The 18,059-nt window shown below is 39.9% G+C and carries 18 protein-coding genes; 7 read left to right on the top strand and 11 right to left on the bottom strand.

Features of this window, described 5'->3' with window-relative positions; genetic code table 11:
• Positions 1-6: 6 nt before the first annotated feature.
• The 9 genes from EJF25_RS22320 to EJF25_RS22280 form a co-directional block, all read right to left on the bottom strand.
• Positions 7-885, bottom strand: coding sequence for a peptidoglycan DD-metalloendopeptidase family protein (locus EJF25_RS22320; RefSeq protein ID WP_125042825.1), 879 nt, complete (start codon positions 883-885; stop codon positions 7-9).
• Positions 886-906: 21 nt separating this feature from the next.
• Entirely contained in the window at positions 907-1,371 is a 465-nt protein-coding gene (ndk, locus tag EJF25_RS22315; protein WP_125042823.1) for a nucleoside-diphosphate kinase, read from the bottom strand.
• 220 nt (positions 1,372-1,591) lie between these two features.
• Positions 1,592-3,688: an ATP-dependent DNA helicase RecG gene (recG, locus tag EJF25_RS22310; protein ID WP_125042821.1), complete on the bottom strand. Its 2,097-nt coding sequence runs from the start codon at positions 3,686-3,688 to the stop codon at positions 1,592-1,594.
• Entirely contained in the window at positions 3,689-4,348 is a 660-nt protein-coding gene (locus EJF25_RS22305; RefSeq protein WP_125042819.1) for a 2-C-methyl-D-erythritol 4-phosphate cytidylyltransferase, read from the bottom strand.
• 7 nt (positions 4,349-4,355) lie between these two features.
• Positions 4,356-4,907, bottom strand: a complete 552-nt coding sequence (locus EJF25_RS22300) for a DJ-1 family glyoxalase III (protein WP_125042817.1) — start codon at positions 4,905-4,907, stop codon at positions 4,356-4,358.
• 24 nt (positions 4,908-4,931) lie between these two features.
• Entirely contained in the window at positions 4,932-5,807 is an 876-nt protein-coding gene (locus tag EJF25_RS22295) for an energy transducer TonB family protein (protein WP_125042860.1), read from the bottom strand.
• A gap of 5 nt (positions 5,808-5,812) precedes the next feature.
• Positions 5,813-6,229 (bottom strand): ExbD/TolR family protein, encoded by a 417-nt coding sequence (locus tag EJF25_RS22290; RefSeq protein ID WP_125042815.1) that lies wholly within the window; start codon positions 6,227-6,229, stop codon positions 5,813-5,815.
• Positions 6,230-6,231: 2 nt separating this feature from the next.
• Complete coding sequence (locus EJF25_RS22285) at positions 6,232-6,948, bottom strand: MotA/TolQ/ExbB proton channel family protein (RefSeq protein WP_025075723.1); 717 nt, start codon at positions 6,946-6,948, stop codon at positions 6,232-6,234.
• Positions 6,948-7,661 (bottom strand): pyridoxine 5'-phosphate synthase, encoded by a 714-nt coding sequence (locus EJF25_RS22280; protein ID WP_125042813.1) that lies wholly within the window; start codon positions 7,659-7,661, stop codon positions 6,948-6,950. The genes EJF25_RS22285 and EJF25_RS22280 overlap by 1 nt, the downstream gene beginning before the upstream one ends.
• Positions 7,662-7,809: 148 nt before the next feature.
• Between EJF25_RS22280 and EJF25_RS22275 the strand changes: the two genes are divergently transcribed.
• A complete protein-coding gene (locus tag EJF25_RS22275) occupies positions 7,810-8,688 on the top strand; it encodes an NAD kinase (protein WP_125042811.1) in 879 nt (292 codons plus the stop codon).
• A gap of 637 nt (positions 8,689-9,325) precedes the next feature.
• Here EJF25_RS22275 and EJF25_RS22270 read toward each other — a convergent pair.
• Entirely contained in the window at positions 9,326-10,198 is an 873-nt protein-coding gene (locus tag EJF25_RS22270; RefSeq protein ID WP_125042809.1) for a DUF8429 coiled-coil domain-containing protein, read from the bottom strand.
• A 183-nt stretch (positions 10,199-10,381) separates the two neighbouring features.
• Here EJF25_RS22270 and mdh point away from each other — a divergent pair, with 183 nt between their 5' ends.
• From mdh to EJF25_RS22245, 5 genes are all read left to right on the top strand, one after another.
• Positions 10,382-11,323, top strand: coding sequence for a malate dehydrogenase (gene mdh, locus EJF25_RS22265; RefSeq protein ID WP_125042806.1), 942 nt, complete (start codon positions 10,382-10,384; stop codon positions 11,321-11,323).
• Between the two features lie 224 nt (positions 11,324-11,547).
• On the top strand, positions 11,548-13,011 hold the full coding sequence (locus EJF25_RS22260; protein WP_125042804.1) for a TolC family protein: 1,464 nt from the start codon (positions 11,548-11,550) through the stop codon (positions 13,009-13,011).
• Positions 13,012-13,083: 72 nt separating this feature from the next.
• Complete coding sequence (locus EJF25_RS22255; protein ID WP_125042802.1) at positions 13,084-14,076, top strand: HlyD family secretion protein; 993 nt, start codon at positions 13,084-13,086, stop codon at positions 14,074-14,076.
• A 2-nt stretch (positions 14,077-14,078) separates the two neighbouring features.
• Entirely contained in the window at positions 14,079-15,260 is a 1,182-nt protein-coding gene (locus tag EJF25_RS22250; RefSeq protein ID WP_125042800.1) for an ABC transporter permease, read from the top strand.
• Complete coding sequence (locus EJF25_RS22245; protein WP_125042798.1) at positions 15,261-16,511, top strand: ABC transporter permease; 1,251 nt, start codon at positions 15,261-15,263, stop codon at positions 16,509-16,511. It begins immediately after the preceding gene.
• Between the two features lie 134 nt (positions 16,512-16,645).
• Here the strand turns inward: EJF25_RS22245 and EJF25_RS22240 are convergent, their stop codons facing one another.
• The gene (locus EJF25_RS22240) at positions 16,646-17,305 is read right to left on the bottom strand and encodes a porin family protein (RefSeq protein ID WP_125042796.1); all 660 of its coding nucleotides are present in this window, start codon (positions 17,303-17,305) and stop codon (positions 16,646-16,648) included.
• A 371-nt stretch (positions 17,306-17,676) separates the two neighbouring features.
• Between EJF25_RS22240 and EJF25_RS22235 the strand changes: the two genes are divergently transcribed.
• The gene (locus EJF25_RS22235) at positions 17,677-18,048 is read left to right on the top strand and encodes a BlaI/MecI/CopY family transcriptional regulator (protein WP_125042794.1); all 372 of its coding nucleotides are present in this window, start codon (positions 17,677-17,679) and stop codon (positions 18,046-18,048) included.
• The last annotated feature ends 11 nt before the right edge of the window (positions 18,049-18,059 follow it).

The raw sequence follows: 18,059 nt of genomic DNA, 5'->3' as shown, positions 1-18,059 counted from the left end.
TACTTTTTACGAACAACGCAAAACTTGATTCAATCGTAAAATACTCTTAGTTGTGATACGATTCAATTCACAAAGTTTCGTGATAGAGACTCCCGTTATCTTAGAAATACGTGACAAGGAGTCACCACTCTTCACTTTATAATAACGAACAGTTCCATCAGCCACCTCCGTATCATGAGAACCTGCACGAGTAGGATTCCGTTGAGTCTTACGGAATGTGTATGTATCAGCTACGATATCTTGTTTTGGGAAATCAAACATATAAACCGGATTGATAGCAATTCCCAAGAAACGAGTTTCAAAATGAAGATGTGAGCCTGTAGAACGTCCGGTGTTACCACCTAAACCTATTACTTCACCGGCTTTTACCAATTGGTTTTCTTCTACAAGTTGTTTAGACAAGTGGCCATATACAGTTTCCAAACCATTATCATGACGGATCACTACATATTTACCATATCCTTTACGCTCATATTTTACAATACGTACCTTACCATCAAAAGCAGCTACAATAGTATCACCAATATTTACCTTCAAATCCAGACCATTGTGCATTCTTCTCCAACGCGGACCAAAAGGTGAAGTGATCTTCGTACTTGGAGTCGGCATATGGAAACCTGTCAAGTCAATAGTATAAGAATCAGGAACAATAACATCTTTTCCGTATGCATGTACATATTGGTTATTCCAAGTTGGATATAGACTAAGAGCAGGGTATTCAGACTGCTCAATACGAATTTGCTTTTGCAATGCCAAAGAGTCTACTGTTTTTAATTTTTTATCTATTGGTGCCTGGCGGGCAATCAGGTCTTGAGAAAAAGAGCTCAAGCTGACCATAGCCGCTACAGCGACCAATCCTGTTTTAATAATACAATTAAAATTCATTCGTTCTCGTCAATTGTTCAATCAATATTCGTCATTTGCATACAAGTAATCAAAGGTAACCTGCTTATAATCGAATATTTCTTCCGGTTTAAAAAATCTTGTTAATTCAGCGGCTGCCGTCTCCGGGGAATCAGAAGTATGAACGATATTCTCTTGAAAACTCATACTATAATCTCCACGAATGGTTCCTGGTGCAGCCAAACGTCCATTAGTTGGTCCCGCCAACGTACGGACTGTTTGAATAGCATCCACACCTTCAAAGCAACAAATAATAACAGGAGCTGTCATCATCGAGTCCTTCACCCGTTGGAAGAAGGGTTTACTGCTCAAGTGGGAATAATGTTCACTTAACAAATTGTCAGTCAATTGCATCATCTTCATTCCAGCCAATCGCAACCCTTTACGTTCAAAGCGATGAGTAATCTCACCAACCAATCCCCGTTGAAGGGTACAAGGCTTTAAAATGACCAATGTTTTTTCAAGCATAACATGCAATATTCAGACGGTTAAACGATACATTTTCTAAAAAATTCTCCCAAAGATAGCATTTTCTAATGAAACAGCAAGTTTGTTATTAACTATTTTTTAGATAGACATAACTAAAAAAAGACTAAAAACTAGTTGTAAGTGCCTATGAATAGGAGATATAATAAAAAACATGTTTTGCAACACATTTACGTAAATAAACTGTATGTTTAACCGTTTTTCAACTAATAGCAGCCCAATTAACGTTCGACTTCCGAAGTGCCTTCAACTGACGCCATAAAATTTCATTCTCCGGGTTCTCTCCCATAAGGTCATGCTCCACAATATCTTCGGCTATCAAACGGACATATTGCAACAATTGTCCGTCACGGGAAATATCCGCAATCTTCAGATCAAAAGCGACACCACTCTGTTGCGTACCCTCCAAATCACCGGGACCGCGCAATTTCAAATCGGCTTCTGCTATTTCAAATCCATCATTGGTACGTACCATAATCTCAAGACGCTTTCGGGTATCTTCCGTCAGTTTATAAGTGGTAACCAAAATACAATAAGACTGATCGGCACCACGTCCTACTCTACCCCGCAACTGATGTAATTGTGAAAGGCCAAAACGTTCTGCATTTTCTATAATCATCACAGAAGCATTAGGCACATTTACACCTACTTCTATCACAGTAGTAGCGACCATAATCTGTGCCTGTCCCGAAGCAAAAAGCTGCATTTGCTCGTCTTTCTCAGCCGACTTCATTTTACCATGTACTTTGCAAACCTTACATTCGGGAAATTCTTCAAGAATATGTTGATATCCCTCTTCCAGATTCTTCAAATCAATCTTCTCACTCTCCTTTATCAGAGGATAGACGATATATACCTGGCGTCCTTCTTTAATTTGTTTGTGCACTGAACGATATAGACTTTCACGACGGTTATCAAACTGATGAATCGTAGCGATTGGCTTTCGTCCCGGTGGGAGTTCATCAATAATAGAAACATCCAAGTCGCCATATAAAGTCATTGCCAACGTACGGGGAATTGGGGTTGCAGTCATCACAAGCACATGAGGGGGCTGAACATTCTTACTCCAAAGACGGGCCCGTTGTGCTACACCAAAGCGGTGTTGCTCATCAATCACCACAAATCCCAGAGAAGAGAAGTTTACCGTATCCTCAATAACAGCATGTGTACCTATTAATATATGCACTTCTCCTGTCAATAGACCGGACAGAATAGCTTCCCTTTTTTTCCCTTTGATGGAACCTGTCAAGAGTTCCACACGAATGTCCATTCCAAAAAGTAACTCTTTGATGGTTTCGTAATGTTGATTTGCCAATATCTCGGTAGGAGCCATCATACAAGCTTGAAAGCCATTGTCCAGCGCCAACAACATACTCATCAACGCAACCAAAGTCTTTCCACTACCTACGTCTCCTTGTAGAAGACGGTTCATCTGCTTTCCACTCCCGACATCGTTTCTTATTTCTTTCAGCACTCTCTTTTGAGCACCTGTCAGTTGGAAAGGGAGATTCTGTGTATAAAAGGTATTAAATATATCTCCCACCTTTTCGAATACATATCCCCGATAACGCCTCTGCCTGTCTTTGGCATACCGGAGAATATTCAATTGCACATAGAATAGTTCTTCAAATTTAAGACGATATTGTGCTCTGCGCAACACATCAGGATTTGCGGGAAAATGAATATTCCGAAGAGCTTCCGTCAAAGACATCAAATGATGGTCGGCTAGCAATTTAGGAGAAAGTGTTTCCGGCAGAGGTGCCTGAATTTGTTGGATAACCATTGTCATCATCTTCTCAATAGCATGAGAATTGAGAAAACAACGCTTCATCTTCTCCGTTGTATTATAATAAGGTTGCAGTCCTACGGACGAAAGTTTCAACTCATCCGCTTTATCGATATCAGGATGTGCCACATTGATCCGTCCATTAAAAACAGTCGGCTTGCCAAAAATAATATATTCTTCGTGAAGCTTATATTTCTCCAATATATATTTAATTCCCTGAAACCACACCAAGTCCACTACACCTGTACCATCAGAGAAATGAGCTGTCAGACGACGTTGCCGTCCTTCACCTGCTGTTTCGAAACCGAGGATTCTTCCTTTCAATTGAATATATGGCATATTACCATCTATTTCGTGAATGTAATAGATGCGGCTCCGGTCTACATATTTATAGGGGAAATAATAAATCAAATCATGCAAGGAGTAGATTCCCAACTCCTTATTTAATATAGTTGCCTTTTGAGGACCTACACCGGAGATATATTTTATGTCACGTGTAACTAAATCGAACATTTACAAGAGAGCACTCCCTATTTTCAAATCGAAAGGAGTCGTTATTTTTATATTTTCACGATTACCGGGTGCAAGATAAACAGAAACACCCATAGCTTCTACTACAGAAGCATCATCAGTAAAAAACGGAGTATATTCCTGCGCATAAGCCTGTCTAAGAAGTTCCGCATCAAAAACCTGAGGAGTTTGTACAAGCTTATAGTCATTACGACTGACTGTTTCACTTGCTGCATCAGTCAAATGCCGCAAAGTCTCGACAACATCAATCACCGGAATTACAGCCTTGTATTGCTTTGCCAAATCATAACAATTACGTATCACTTCAACTGACACGAATGGACGGACTCCATCATGTACGCCCACCAATCCGGGACCTTGTACTTGTGCCAATCCGTTTTTCACTGAATGGAAACGTGTTTCACCACCATCGGCAACAACATGCTCCACAGTAAAACGATACTTTTCACAGAGTTGCTTCCAGAACTTCTGTTGTGCAAGTGGAAGCACCAGGATAATCTGAAGATTCGCATCAAATTTTCGAAAGACTTCCAAAGTACGCATCAATACAGGTTTGTTGCCGATGGGAAGAAATTGTTTGGGTAGATCACTTCCCATCCGCAACCCCTTGCCGCCGGCAACAATAATCACATATCGATTCATAAGCAGTTTAGCGTTTAACGCACATTGCCTCTACCAATTCGTCTACTTTTTCTTTACCGACCAACAGTTCAACAATAGTCAAAGCAAATTCCATTGCAGCCCCCGGCCCCATTCCTGTAATAATATTTCCATCACGTACAACTGGTTTATTAACACATTCGGCTCCATCCAAATATTGTTCGAAGCTTGGATAACAAGTCACTTTCTTACCTTTCAACAAGCCCAATTTACCTAACACCATCGGAGCGGCACAAATTGCAGCGACTGGTTTATTCTTGGCTGCAAAGTCCAAGATCAATCTGCGCAATCCTTCATGTTTATCAAGAGTAGCTGCACCCGGCATTCCACCCGGCAACAGCAACAAATCGGCATCAAAGAAGTCACAATTATCAAAGTTAATGTCACAAAGCAAAGATACATCATGTGCACCTACTACAATTTCATCCGGAGTAACAGATACGATTTCTACATTTAACCCGGCACGTCTCAGTGTATCAACAGCAGTAAAGGCTTCTATTTCTTCAAAGCCATCTGCAAAAAAAGCATATACAGTTCCCATAATCTTATATTTTGATCAGTGATACTATTTCAAATTAAAATAATAAGTAATCGTTCCACTCTGGTTGTTTACTCCATCTACCGAATTGAAACGAGCCTTCTTTGCGGCATCTTCCGCTGATTTACGCAAAACGGAATTCACCGTATTTGTTTGAGGATTTATGCTGGTAGCAATAACCAAGCCTGCAGGATTCACCGTAATATTTACAACCACACGTCCCTCTTCCTGTACATTATAAACAGGCTTCGGTAAACCACCTTCACCTAAAGAACGTCCACCTAAGTTAAATGTTCCGTAACCGGCAACTCCGGTCTTCGCTCCTGTAGAAGAATTTCCGTCCTTACTACCTTCCACTCCGGTTCCGGATTCAGCAGTTCCTTTATTTCCTCCCATCTGAGCACCTTTACCAAAAGCATTTGCAACCTTTTTCTTTGCTGCTTCTTCGGCTGCTTTCCGCTCACGTTCTGCCTTTTCTTCTGCCAAACGTTTCGCTTCTGCCGCTTTCTCGGCTTCCGTCTTCTCCGGTTTCTTTACTGGTTCCTTGGGTTTAGTCACTTCTTTCGGCTTCACGTTTTCTTTTTTTGGCTCAGTCTTTGGTTTAATAGCCACTGTTTCCTCTTCCGTTTGTGTCAGCAGTTCCTGTTCAGAAGGAACTTCCGGCGGAGTTGGTTCGGGTTCGGCAACAGCCGGTTCTTCCGGCAATATGTCCACGTCCACCAATGAGGGGTCATCAAAGCCCCGTGCAGCATCTACATTTCCTATCATGACAGGTATTCCGCCAGCATCTTCATCCGGCTGGGGAACCGTAAAGCTCACCAGAATCAAAAGAGCAATCACTGCCACATGCACTAACAGTGCACCCAGCGCTCCGATATATTCACCCTTTTTTCTTCTGTCCATCATTCTTATTTATTTTCTGGCGGGCGGGTAGCCAACACCATTTTAAAATGATTCTCATTTGCAATATTCAGTATCTTTACCACTTCGCGATAAGGTACTGTTTCATCAGCATACAATGCTACATACATTTCAGGTTCTTTCTCCGAACATGATTTCAGGAACGGAGTCAGTTCATCCAAGGTCAGTGTTTTCTCCTTTTCATTACCGAAAGCAGCGTAGAAGTTAAGGTCTTTATCAATGATCACTCTCGTTAGCGGTTTGGCCGAGGTTTGTTGCTTTCCCTGAGGTAACAATACCTTTATTGCATTGGGCGATACCACTGTAGAAGTAATCATAAAGAAGATCAATAACAGGAAAATGACGTCCGTCATGGATGCCATACTGAAATTGGGCGATACTTTATTTCTTCTTTTTAATCCCATAGTTATTTCGTTGGCTCATTCAACAAGTCCATAAACTCCATTGTACGAGATTCCATCTTGTTTACGACGCGGTCTACCAACATCACCAGATAGTTATAAGCAAACATGGCAATGATACCTACGATCAAACCACCGACTGTGGTAATCATAGCTTCGTAAATACCACCGGAAAGCAGTGTAATGTCAATGTTGCCACTTCCTGCATTGGCCATCTCGTAGAAAGCACGCACCATACCGGTCACCGTACCTAAGAATCCGAGCATCGGAGCACCACCGGAAATGGTTGCCATTACAGTCAGTCCTTTTTCAAGCTTGGCAACTTCGATATTACCTACGTTTTCAATCGCTGCCTGTACGTCATTAATCGGACGACCCAAACGGCTAATACCCTTTTCAATCATACGAGCCGAGGGGGTGTTCATGGTACGGCAATAATTAATAGCTGCCTTTATCTCACCACTATGAATATAATCTTTGATACGGTCCATAAACATCGGATCTTCTTTTCCAGCCTTACGAATCATGTAATTGCGTTCGAACAGAATATAGAAGCATACCACTGAAAGTACTCCCAGTACAATCATAATCCAGCCACCCTTGATAGCCATATCAAGCATGTTCATTTCCGGAGCACTGACCGGAGTTAACACAGGATTGGCTGTCGCGAGCGAATCAGCCATACTCATAGCCCCTTGGGCCAATAACATCAATCCATTCATTAGCGTAGACAGTTTTTATATTCCTGAATGGTACGCTCCAATCCCAGATACAATGCATCACTGATTAATGCATGTCCGATGGAAACTTCATCCAACCAAGAAATGTTTTTATAGAAATAATTTAAGTTCACAAGACTCAAGTCATGTCCGGCATTCAAGCCTAATCCCAATTTACGGGCAGTTTTTGCCGCTTCTATAAAAGGAGCGATAGCTGCTTCAGGATCTTTAGGATAATCCGTAGCATAAGGTTCGGTATAGAGTTCTACACGGTCTGCTCCTGCTTTTGCAGCATATTCCACCATTTCCGGATCGGCAGCAACGAATACGGAAGTACGGATACCGGCACTATTGAATTGGTCAAGCACTTCCCTCAAGAATTCCAGATTCACTTTCGTATCCCATCCGGAGTTAGATGTAATTTGAGAAGGAGAATCGGGAACCAAAGTTACCTGATGTGGTTTTACCTTCAACACCAGATCTATAAATTCAGGGTCCGGATAACCTTCAATATTAAATTCTGTCCGTAACAACGGGCGTAAATCATACACATCTGCCCGACGAATATGACGTTCGTCAGGACGGGGATGAACGGTAATACCGTCGGCACCGAAAGTTTCACAATCAAGAGCCACCTTTACCACATTGGGGACATCCCCTCCACGCGCATTTCTCAATGTAGCGATCTTGTTTATGTTCACACTTAATTTAGTCATAGTTTTATGCAATATTTGCCGCAAAAATACAAATATTATTATTAGTTGCCTAATAATACGAAACGCATTCTTAGTTCTTTTTTGGTTATTTAAAGTAGAATTCCAAGAAAAAATGCCAAATTTGCAATCGAAACTAATGATATAACTTATGAAATTTGCCATTTTCGGAAATACTTTTCAGGCTAAGAAGTCTTCTCATGCCGCTAATCTGTTCCAACTCCTGCAAAAGCATGGAGCAGAGATTTATGTGTGCAGAGAATTTTATCAATTTCTGACTTCAGACCTAAAGATGCAGATTCATGCTGACCGTTTGTTTGATGGCAATGATTTTACGGCTGATATGGTAATCAGTATCGGTGGTGACGGTACTTTCCTGAAAGCGGCTAGTCGTGTAGGCAGAAAGGGAATCCCTATCCTTGGAATTAATACGGGACGTTTAGGATTTCTGGCCGATATCTCACCGGAAGAAATGGAAGAGACATTCGAAGAAATTTACTCCGGAAGATATAGTGTGGAAGAAAGGGGGGTATTACAGCTTATTTGTAATGACAAACGTTTACAGAGTTATCCATACGCACTTAATGAGATTGCTGTTCTGAAACGGGATAGTTCTTCGATGATCAGTATTCGCACAGCCATCAATGGAGCTTATTTGAATACGTATCAAGCTGATGGTCTGGTAATAGCTACTCCTACAGGTTCTACTGCATATTCTCTCAGTGTAGGCGGTCCTATTATTGTTCCCCATTGCAATGCGATTGCTATTACTCCTGTAGCACCTCACAGCCTCAACGTCCGTCCTATCGTCATTCGTGACGATTGGGAAATAACTCTTGATGTAGAGAGTCGTAGCCATAATTTTCTCGTAGCTATTGACGGACGAAGTGAGAGTTGTAAGGAGACGACTCAACTCAAAATCCGTAAAGCGGACTACAGCATCAAAGTAATAAAACGCTTCAACCACATATTCTTCGATACACTCCGCAGCAAAATGATGTGGGGAGCGGATGGAAGGAGCAACAGCTAAGGCTCTGAAAACCTCTGTTAGAACAACTTATTCCCTTTCACATTTTAAATAAGGAATCCCACCATAGAAAAAACTCATTTTTCTCTATCACCTATCACCGGAAGATCTATAACCGCTTATTCATCGTACTTTGAGACATGGTGATAGGTTAAAACAATCTATCACCACATCTATCACCTATCACCTATTAACACTTGCTACTTCCATTCCAAAGTATTAATAGATAAATTCCTCTTTATTAGGACCAAACTTCTTTTCCTTTAATAATAAAGTTTCTCTCTATTTGATTCAATCTATAAACAAAACTTGCATTTATATAAACGCAGGTTTCATTTATATAATTGCAAGTTTCATTTATACAATCAAAACTTGCAATTATAGATTTATATTAGGCACAAACAAGTTTTGTATTAGATTAGAGCGAGTTTTGTATTAAGAGACAGGAACTTATCTATTAATACTCTAGGAAGAAAGAAGTAATAGTTATAAGAACCACTTGTAACTATAGTCCGAGAAACATTAATCCAACCATGATAATTACAGAAAAGCCTTATATTGCTCATAAACAATATAAGGCTTTTCTGTAATTATATAATCTACCCGAAAGGATCACCTTTAAACCTATAGATTCCGACTATTATTTCAATGTGAAACTCTGAGAACCAATCAGATTGCCACCTTCAAAAATATCCACGCGATAGTTTCCGGCATACAAGAACTCTTCTACATCCCAGAACACATTTACATTCTGCTCTTCTCCATTATATTCGATATACTTCTTAATCGAATAAACCAATGTACGGTTTTCATAAGGGAATGTATTCGACGCACTTTTTGTCAGTACATCATTATCCGGTTTCGTGATACGTATATATAAGATACGTTCGCCATTCTCAGCAGTAATATTCTTTACGACTGTAAAGCTGATAGCCAGCTTCACTATATCTTTCACCTTCTTAGCTTCCTTGCCTCGTTTATTACGCGGTTCAATTCGAATATTAGTAACATCCAGTTGAGCAGCCAGAGTTACTTTCTTATCCAAATTCTTCTTTTCCTCAGAAAGAGCATTGACCTGTCGTGAAGCCTGATTATATTTCTTAGTAACATCAGCGATCTGTTGTTGCTGCATAATAGCCAGCTTATTCAATGAGTCAATCTGGGCAATATAATTAAACAAGATAGCACGTAACGTTGCCACTTCCTTTTTCAAACGACGGATTTCAGTAGCATTTGAGCTTTTCACTGTACGTAGTTCTTCCAGCAACCGCTGGCTTTTCAATTGCTCTTGTTCCAACAATTGAGCCAATGAATCATTAGTAACGGTAATCTTCAACTCGTCGTATTTTTGCACAAAACCAGCATATTCGTTTTCCAGATCTTCCTTATCCAGATTAAACTCTTCCACCAACTCCCGGTTAGCTTTCTTTTCGCTAATCAATAAATAAGTAATGCCGATAAAAGCAATTATCAGAACAGTTACAGCTGTAATTAGAAGGCTTTTTTTATTCATAGTTTCTGTATGCTAATTAATAACGGCTGCAAAAGTAATCATTTCATAACAGAGTAACACAGAATGGGGTATTTTCTTTAACGAAAATTATTACGGAAAAATTTCTTTAATCAGGATTATCGTTGTAATTTTGTCGCGCAAAAAAGATAAAACTTATTATCAACTTTTTAAATAAATAGTATTATGTCAAAAGTAACCGTAGTAGGCGCAGGTAACGTAGGTGCTACATGTGCAAATGTACTTGCTTTCAATGAAGTAGCAGACGAAGTAGTAATGCTGGACGTTAAAGAAGGCGTATCAGAAGGTAAAGCAATGGATATGATGCAGACAGCTCAACTGTTGGGCTTCGACACTACTGTAGTAGGATGCACAAACGACTATGCTCAAACTGCTAACTCTGACGTTGTTGTAATTACTTCAGGTATTCCTCGTAAACCGGGTATGACTCGTGAAGAACTGATTGGTGTAAACGCTGGTATCGTTAAATCGGTAGCAGAAAACATCTTGAAATATTCTCCTAACGCAATCCTTGTTGTTATCTCTAACCCAATGGATACAATGACTTACCTGTCATTGAAATCTTTAGGATTACCGAAAAATCGTATCATCGGTATGGGGGGTGCTTTGGATAGCTCTCGTTTCAAATATTTCTTGGCTCAGGCTTTGGGATGTAACGCTAACGAAGTAGAAGGTATGGTAATCGGCGGTCACGGCGATACTACCATGATCCCTTTGACTCGTTTCGCTACTTACAAAGGTATGCCTGTAACTAACTTCATCTCTGAAGAAAAGCTGAATGAAGTTGCTGCTTCTACTATGGTAGGTGGTGCTACTTTGACTAAGTTATTGGGTACTTCTGCATGGTATGCACCGGGTGCAGCAGGAGCATTCGTCGTTGAATCTATCTTGCACGACCAAAAGAAGATGATCCCTTGTTCAGTATATCTGGAAGGTGAATACGGTGAATCAGATCTTTGTATTGGCGTACCTGTAATCCTTGGTAAGAACGGTATCGAAAAGATCGTTGAACTGAATCTGAATGAAGATGAAAAAGCTAAGTTTGCTGCCAGCGCTGCTGCTGTTCACAAAACAAACGCCGATTTAAAGACAGTAGGTGCTCTTTAATTGAGTATCCTTATTTATTGTTTAGATTACAAGGCTATTCTTCCATTGAGAAGAGTAGCCTTTTTTATTTTCTCCTCCGTTACTCTCTCTCCACAAATAAGCATTTAAAAAAACTAAATTCTTTGCATTCTTCAAGAAAAGCATCTATTTTTGCATCGTTGCTTATGCAATTATTGTCTATAAAAAAAGCAAACTAAGTAATCTGATTAAAGATGCTAGACACAATGAAGAAAGTACTGACTCTGACAATTCTATGTAGCTTAGCTCTAGTGGGCAAAGCGCAAGGCGTTCTTAGCCTAGATAGTTGTCGTGCATTGGCCCTTGCCAATAACAAGGATTTACTAATTAGCAATGAAAAAATAAATGCAGCACACTATCAACGAAAAGCTGCATTTACCAATTACCTTCCGAGTATTTCGGCTACGGGAGCTTACATGAGAAATCAGAAAGAGTTCTCACTGCTGAACGATGGCCAAAAAGCTGCACTTTCAGGACTGGGAACGAATCTGGCAGGTCCTATCGGAGAAGTGGCAACAAAAATCGTAACTGAATACCCCGATCTGGCTCCATTCGTTTCTTCACTAAGTGGGAAATTGGGTGCAGTTCTGCCCGAACTCGACAAAACAGGAAGTTCGATTGTAGATGCTTTCCGTACCGATACAAGAAACGTATACGCAGGAGCTATTACTCTCACCCAACCTTTATATATGGGTGGAAAGATTCGTGCTTACAACAAAATCACTAAATATGCTGAAGAACTGGCACAACAACAGCATCAATCAGGCAAACAAGAAGTGATTATGAGTACCGATCAGGCTTATTGGCAAGTTATCTCGCTCGTCAATAAGAAAAAACTGGCGGAAGGATATTTGAAACTTCTTCAACAACTCGACAGCGATGTGGAAAAGATGATTACCGAAGGAGTAGCAACCAAAGCCGACGGACTATCTGTACGAGTAAAAGTCAATGAAGCAGAAATGACCTTAACCAAAGTAGAGGATGGACTGAGTCTTGCCCGAATGTTGTTATGCCAACTATGTGGTATCGATCTAAGCTCTCCGATCACATTGGCGGATGAAAACATGAATGACATTCCTTTGATGACTCCGGATACTCATTTCGACATGAATACTGCTTATGCTAACCGACCGGAAATACGCAGCCTCGAACTGGCTACACAGATTTATGGACAGAAAGTGAATGTGACACGCGCCGAATATCTTCCTTCCATCGCATTAATGGGAAATTATATAACTACTAATCCTTCTGTATTCAACAGTTTTGAAAACAAGTTCAAAGGAATGTGGAATGTGGGGGTTATGGTACAAGTACCTATCTGGAATTGGGGACAAGGTTTTTATAAAACAAAAGCAGCCAAAGCGGAAGCTCGCATTGCACAGTATCAGTTGCAAGATGCAAAAGAAAAGATTGAATTGCAAGTCAATCAAGCAGCTTTCAAAGTAAATGAAGCGAATAAGAAGCTAACAATGGCTTCCAAGAATATGGAAAAGGCAGATGAGAATCTTCGTTATGCTGTGCTGGGATTCAAAGAGGGAGTGATTGCTACAAGCAACGTTCTCGAAGCACAAACGGCTTGGTTGTCTGCTCAGTCAGAGAAAATCGATTCACAAATAGATGTGAAACTTACCCAAATCTATCTGAAGAAGTCTTTGGGAACTTTAAGATGAATTAAATGAAGAACGAGAACATTCCTCATTCTTCATTCAAAAACAATTTAGTAATTTAAAAATCAATATGATATGACCTCTACAAAATCACAAAACAGTAATATGCTACTTGCATTTCTCACTTTATTGGGAGTGATCGCAATTGTTGCAGTCGTTGGTTTCTTTATGCTTCGCAAAGGTCCCGAAATCATTCAGGGACAAGCTGAGGTAACGGAATATCGTGTTTCAAGCAAAGTTCCGGGACGCATTTTGGAGTTTCGCGTGAAAGAAGGACAAAAGGTCAATACAGGAGATACTCTAGCTATTTTGGAAGCCCCTGATGTTATGGCAAAGATGGAACAGGCACGTGCTGCTGAAGCTGCCGCTCAGGCACAAAATGAAAAAGCAATCAAAGGAGCACGTCAGGAACAAATTCAGGCAGCATACGAAATGTGGCAAAAAGCACAAGCCGGAGTTACCATCGCCGAGAAATCTTACAAGAGAGTTAAGAATCTATTTGAGCAGGGGGTGATGCCCGCCCAAAAGCTAGATGAAGTAACTGCACAACGTGACGCTGCTATCGCTACAGAAAAAGCAGCCAAAGCACAATATACGATGGCAAAAAACGGAGCGGAACGTGAGGATAAAATGGCAGCGGAAGCTTTAGTAAATCGTGCCAAAGGAGCTGTTGCAGAAGTAGAATCGTATATCAAAGAGACTTATCTCATAGCTCCGGCAGCCGGGGAAGTCTCCGAGATTTTCCCAAAGGTTGGAGAACTGGTCGGAACAGGGGCTCCCATTATGAATATTGCAGAACTTGACGACATGTGGGTCTCATTCAATGTACGCGAGGATTTACTCAAAAACCTGACTATGGGAGCCGAATTCGAAGCAATCGTTCCTGCATTGGATAATAAAACGATCAAACTGAAAGTATATTACTTGAAAGATCTAGGTACTTACGCTGCCTGGAAAGCAACTAAAACAACTGGTCAGTTTGACCTGAAAACATTCGAAGTAAAGGCTAATACTCTGGAGACTGTAGAAAATCTCCGTCCGGGTATGTCGGTCATTATCGATAAATAATCATGAAAGAGAAAGAAAAGAAATATATAGCTTTATGGCAAGTCATGCAACGAGAGTGTCGCCGATTGGTATCGCGACCACTCTATCTGTTTTGTATGGTGATTGCTCCCCTATTCTGCTATATCTTCTTCACTACCCTTATGGGTTCGGGACTTCCTCAAAACTTGCCTGCCGGAGTTGTGGATATGGATGACTCTTCCACTTCGCGCAATATTGTTCGTAACTTGGACGCTTTCTCTCAAACGGGAGTGGTAGCCCACTACAGCAATGTAACCGATGCGCGAATTGCTCTACAAGAAGGAAAAATCTATGGATTCTTCTACATCCCGAAAGGTCTTTCTGTCGAAGCACAAAGTCAAAAGCAACCGACCCTCTCTTTTTATACCAACTATTCATATCTGATAGCAGGCTCCTTACTTTTCAGAGACATGAAAATGATGGGAGAACTAACTTCCGGAGCGGCTGCGCGAAGTGTTTTGTATGCCAAAGGTGCAACAGAGAGTCAGGCAATGGCTTATTTACAACCAATTGTGATCGACACGCACCCATTAAATAATCCCTGGCTAAATTATTCGGTATATCTTTGTAACACGATCATACCGGGGGTACTCATGTTACTCATATTCATGGTAACCGTTTATGCAATTGGCGTGGAGATTAAGGACCGCACTGCCCGCGAATGGCTTCGCATGAGTAATAATTCAATTTATATTGCATTGGCCGGTAAGTTATTACCTCATACGGTAGTCTTCTTTATCATGGGAATATTCTATAATGTATACCTATATGGTTTCTTACATTTTCCCTGTAATAGCGGTATTCTTCCAATGATCTTTGCCACTCTTTGTCTGGTACTGGCTTCTCAATGTTGTGGCATTGTCATGATAGGAACACTACCTACCTTACGACTGGGGCTGAGCTTCGCTTCATTATGGGGAGTAATCTCTTTCTCCATCTCCGGATTTTCATTTCCGGTCATGGCAATGCATCCTGTTCTTCAGGCACTGAGCAACTTATTCCCACTACGTCATTACTTCCTGATTTATGTCGATCAGGCATTAAACGGATATAGCATGGCTTATTCATGGTCTAACTATATGGCATTGCTAATATTTATGATGCTTCCTTTCTTTGTGGTTCACCGACTGAAAGAAGCATTGATTTACTATAAATATATACCCTAAATGAAAGATATAAAATTAAAAGATAAGATAGCCCAAGGCATCAATGACCTGTTTTATATCTGGAAACATGAGTTTCAGACGACTTTCCGTGACCAAGGAGTACTGATATTCTTCCTCCTAGTCCCATTGGGTTATCCACTGATTTATAGCTTCATTTATGACAATGAAGTGGTTCGTGAAGTTCCGGCGGTTGTAGTAAACGATTCACATTCTTCTTTAAGTCGTGAATATCTTCGTAAAGTAGACGCTACACCAGATATACAAATTGTTTCATACTGTGCAGACATGGAAGAAGCTAAGCAAATGCTGAAGAACAGACGTGCATATGGAATCATTTATATACCTTCTGATTTCAGTGATAACATTGCCAAAGGCGAACAAACTCAAGTCAGTATTTACTGTGACATGAGCGGACTGTTATACTATAAGTCCATGCTACTCGCCAATACAGCTGTTTCACTGGATATGAACAAAGATATCAAAATAGCCCGAAGCGGAAATACAACGGAACGACAAGACGAGATTACAGCTTACCCGATTGAATACGAAGAAATCTCTATTTTCAATCCGACTACCGGCTTTGCTGCTTTCCTAATCCCTGCGGTACTAGTTTTGATTATTCAGCAAACGTTATTGTTAGGTATCGGACTTGCCGCCGGAACTGCCCGTGAGCACAACCGTTTTAAAGACCTTGTTCCTATCAACCGGCATTATAACGGAACATTGCGAATTGTATTAGGGAAAGGGCTCAGTTATTTCATGGTTTATATACTGGTGTCATTCTATGTTCTTTTCGTTGTCCCCCGTTTGTTCAGTCTCAACCAAATAGGACAACCAGAATCTTTGGTGTTGTTTGTTGCCCCCTATTTAGCGGCTTGTATTTTCTTTGCAATGACAGCGTCCATCGCTATCCGTAACCGGGAAACTTGTATGTTGATATTTGTATTCACATCAGTACCTTTATTATTTATTTCGGGGATTTCATGGCCCGGAGCAGCCATCCCTCCTTTTTGGAAATATGTTTCTTACCTGTTTCCATCAACATTCGGAATCAATGGTTTTGTAAAAATCAACAATATGGGAGCTACTCTTAGTGAAGTTGCTTTTGAATATAAAGCTTTATGGATACAGGCCGGAATTTACTTTATAACCACCTGTTTGGTATATCGCTGGCAAATCATGATGAGCCGGAAACATGCAATTAAGAGATATAGAGAATTGAAAGAGAAAATAAAGCTAGAAAAAACGTAACCTCAGTTATTTCTCATTAACAAAACCGAAACAATATCTAAAAGACTTTCCAGCCCATACCAAAAAGTGTCCCTCACTCATTTGATTGAGCGAGGGACCTATCTAAAAATTATTATAAAGAATATAATCTGTGATTAGAATTTATAACCAACACCAATCGAGAAGTTCAGATTTTTGGGAGCACCCTCACCATCACCAAGCTTAGTTAATCCAAATTCTCCTGTCAAATCAACAAAGAATTTATTAATTTCATATGCTACACCTACACCAAGGCCAAAGTCAAATCTCTTCATGCCCAAACCACCATCATTGATATCTTTATAAAGATCCATATCTTTAGGAAGATCAAAATAATCTAAAATATCTTCTTCTGAATACCCTTCCAAATCTCCCGAAAGACTAGTTTTCATTTTTCCGGAAATACCAAAAGCTAGATATGGACCAGCTTTTACTACAATGTTTTGATTGTCAGCAATTGCAAATCTAGCAGCTGCCATAATCGGAAGTTCAAGATACATTGGATTTAATTTCACTTTAGCAGTAACATCTTCTTCATTCACCTCCACTTTTGTTCCTTTCTGAGTAAGCATCAATGAAGGTTGAATAGACCACATCTCACTAAACTGATACTCCATCCCAACTCCAACATTAAAACCAACTCTCATCTTACTGTCTTTGAAAGCATCACCAGTGAAATTACTCATATTCATACCAACTTTGGCATTCCATGAAACTTGAGAATAAGAAACGACAGAAATCAGTGCAAATAGCACAAGAATCAAACCTTTTTTCATACTATTCATTTTTATTGCCTTCTTTTTCCCATGAAGGCATTATTTATAGTTTTAGGATAAGTGCAGGGAAAAAATCTCAACCTTTCAAAGGCCAGAATACACCCATATTTATTTTGTGTCTACAAATGTATTTAGTTTTTTTATATAAAGAAATATTTGATAGCATTTTTTGCATGAAAAATATTCTACAGCTATAAAAGCTCATTTAAATTGGTTATGGAACTATCAGCTTCTTAATTTAAATAGTCACAATCCTAATTTAAGCTTTCCGTACATACACGAATCGTTTGCAACATTTAACCCTCTATCTATTGTTTAATTACGAAAGATTCGTAGATTTGCGAAAGATTCGTAATTAAACAAATATCTTTATGGAAAAATTAAGCATACAAGAAGAAGAGGTAATGATCTACATTTGGGAGTTGCAGAGTTGTTTTGTAAAAGATATCGTAGCTAAGTTTCCACAGCCAGCACCTCCTTATACAACAGTAGCATCTATTGTGAAAAACCTGGAACGTAAAGGATATGTAACCCCTAAACGTGTAGGTAACACTTATGAATATACTCCCGCTATCCGCGAATGTGAGTATAAACGTCACTTTATGAGTGGGGTAGTACGCAACTACTTTGAAAACTCTTATAAAGAAATGGTATCCTTCTTTGCAAAAGACAATAAAATTTCTGCCAATGACCTGAAAGAAATCATTGACCTGATAGAGAAAGGAAAAGAAAAGAATAAATAAAAATATATTTT

It is taken from the genome of Bacteroides faecalis (assembly GCF_003865075.1).
GTDB lineage: Bacteria > Bacteroidota > Bacteroidia > Bacteroidales > Bacteroidaceae > Bacteroides > Bacteroides faecalis.
Note: the sequence above shows the minus strand (reverse complement) of the source record. Positions and strands in the feature narration are given on the sequence as shown.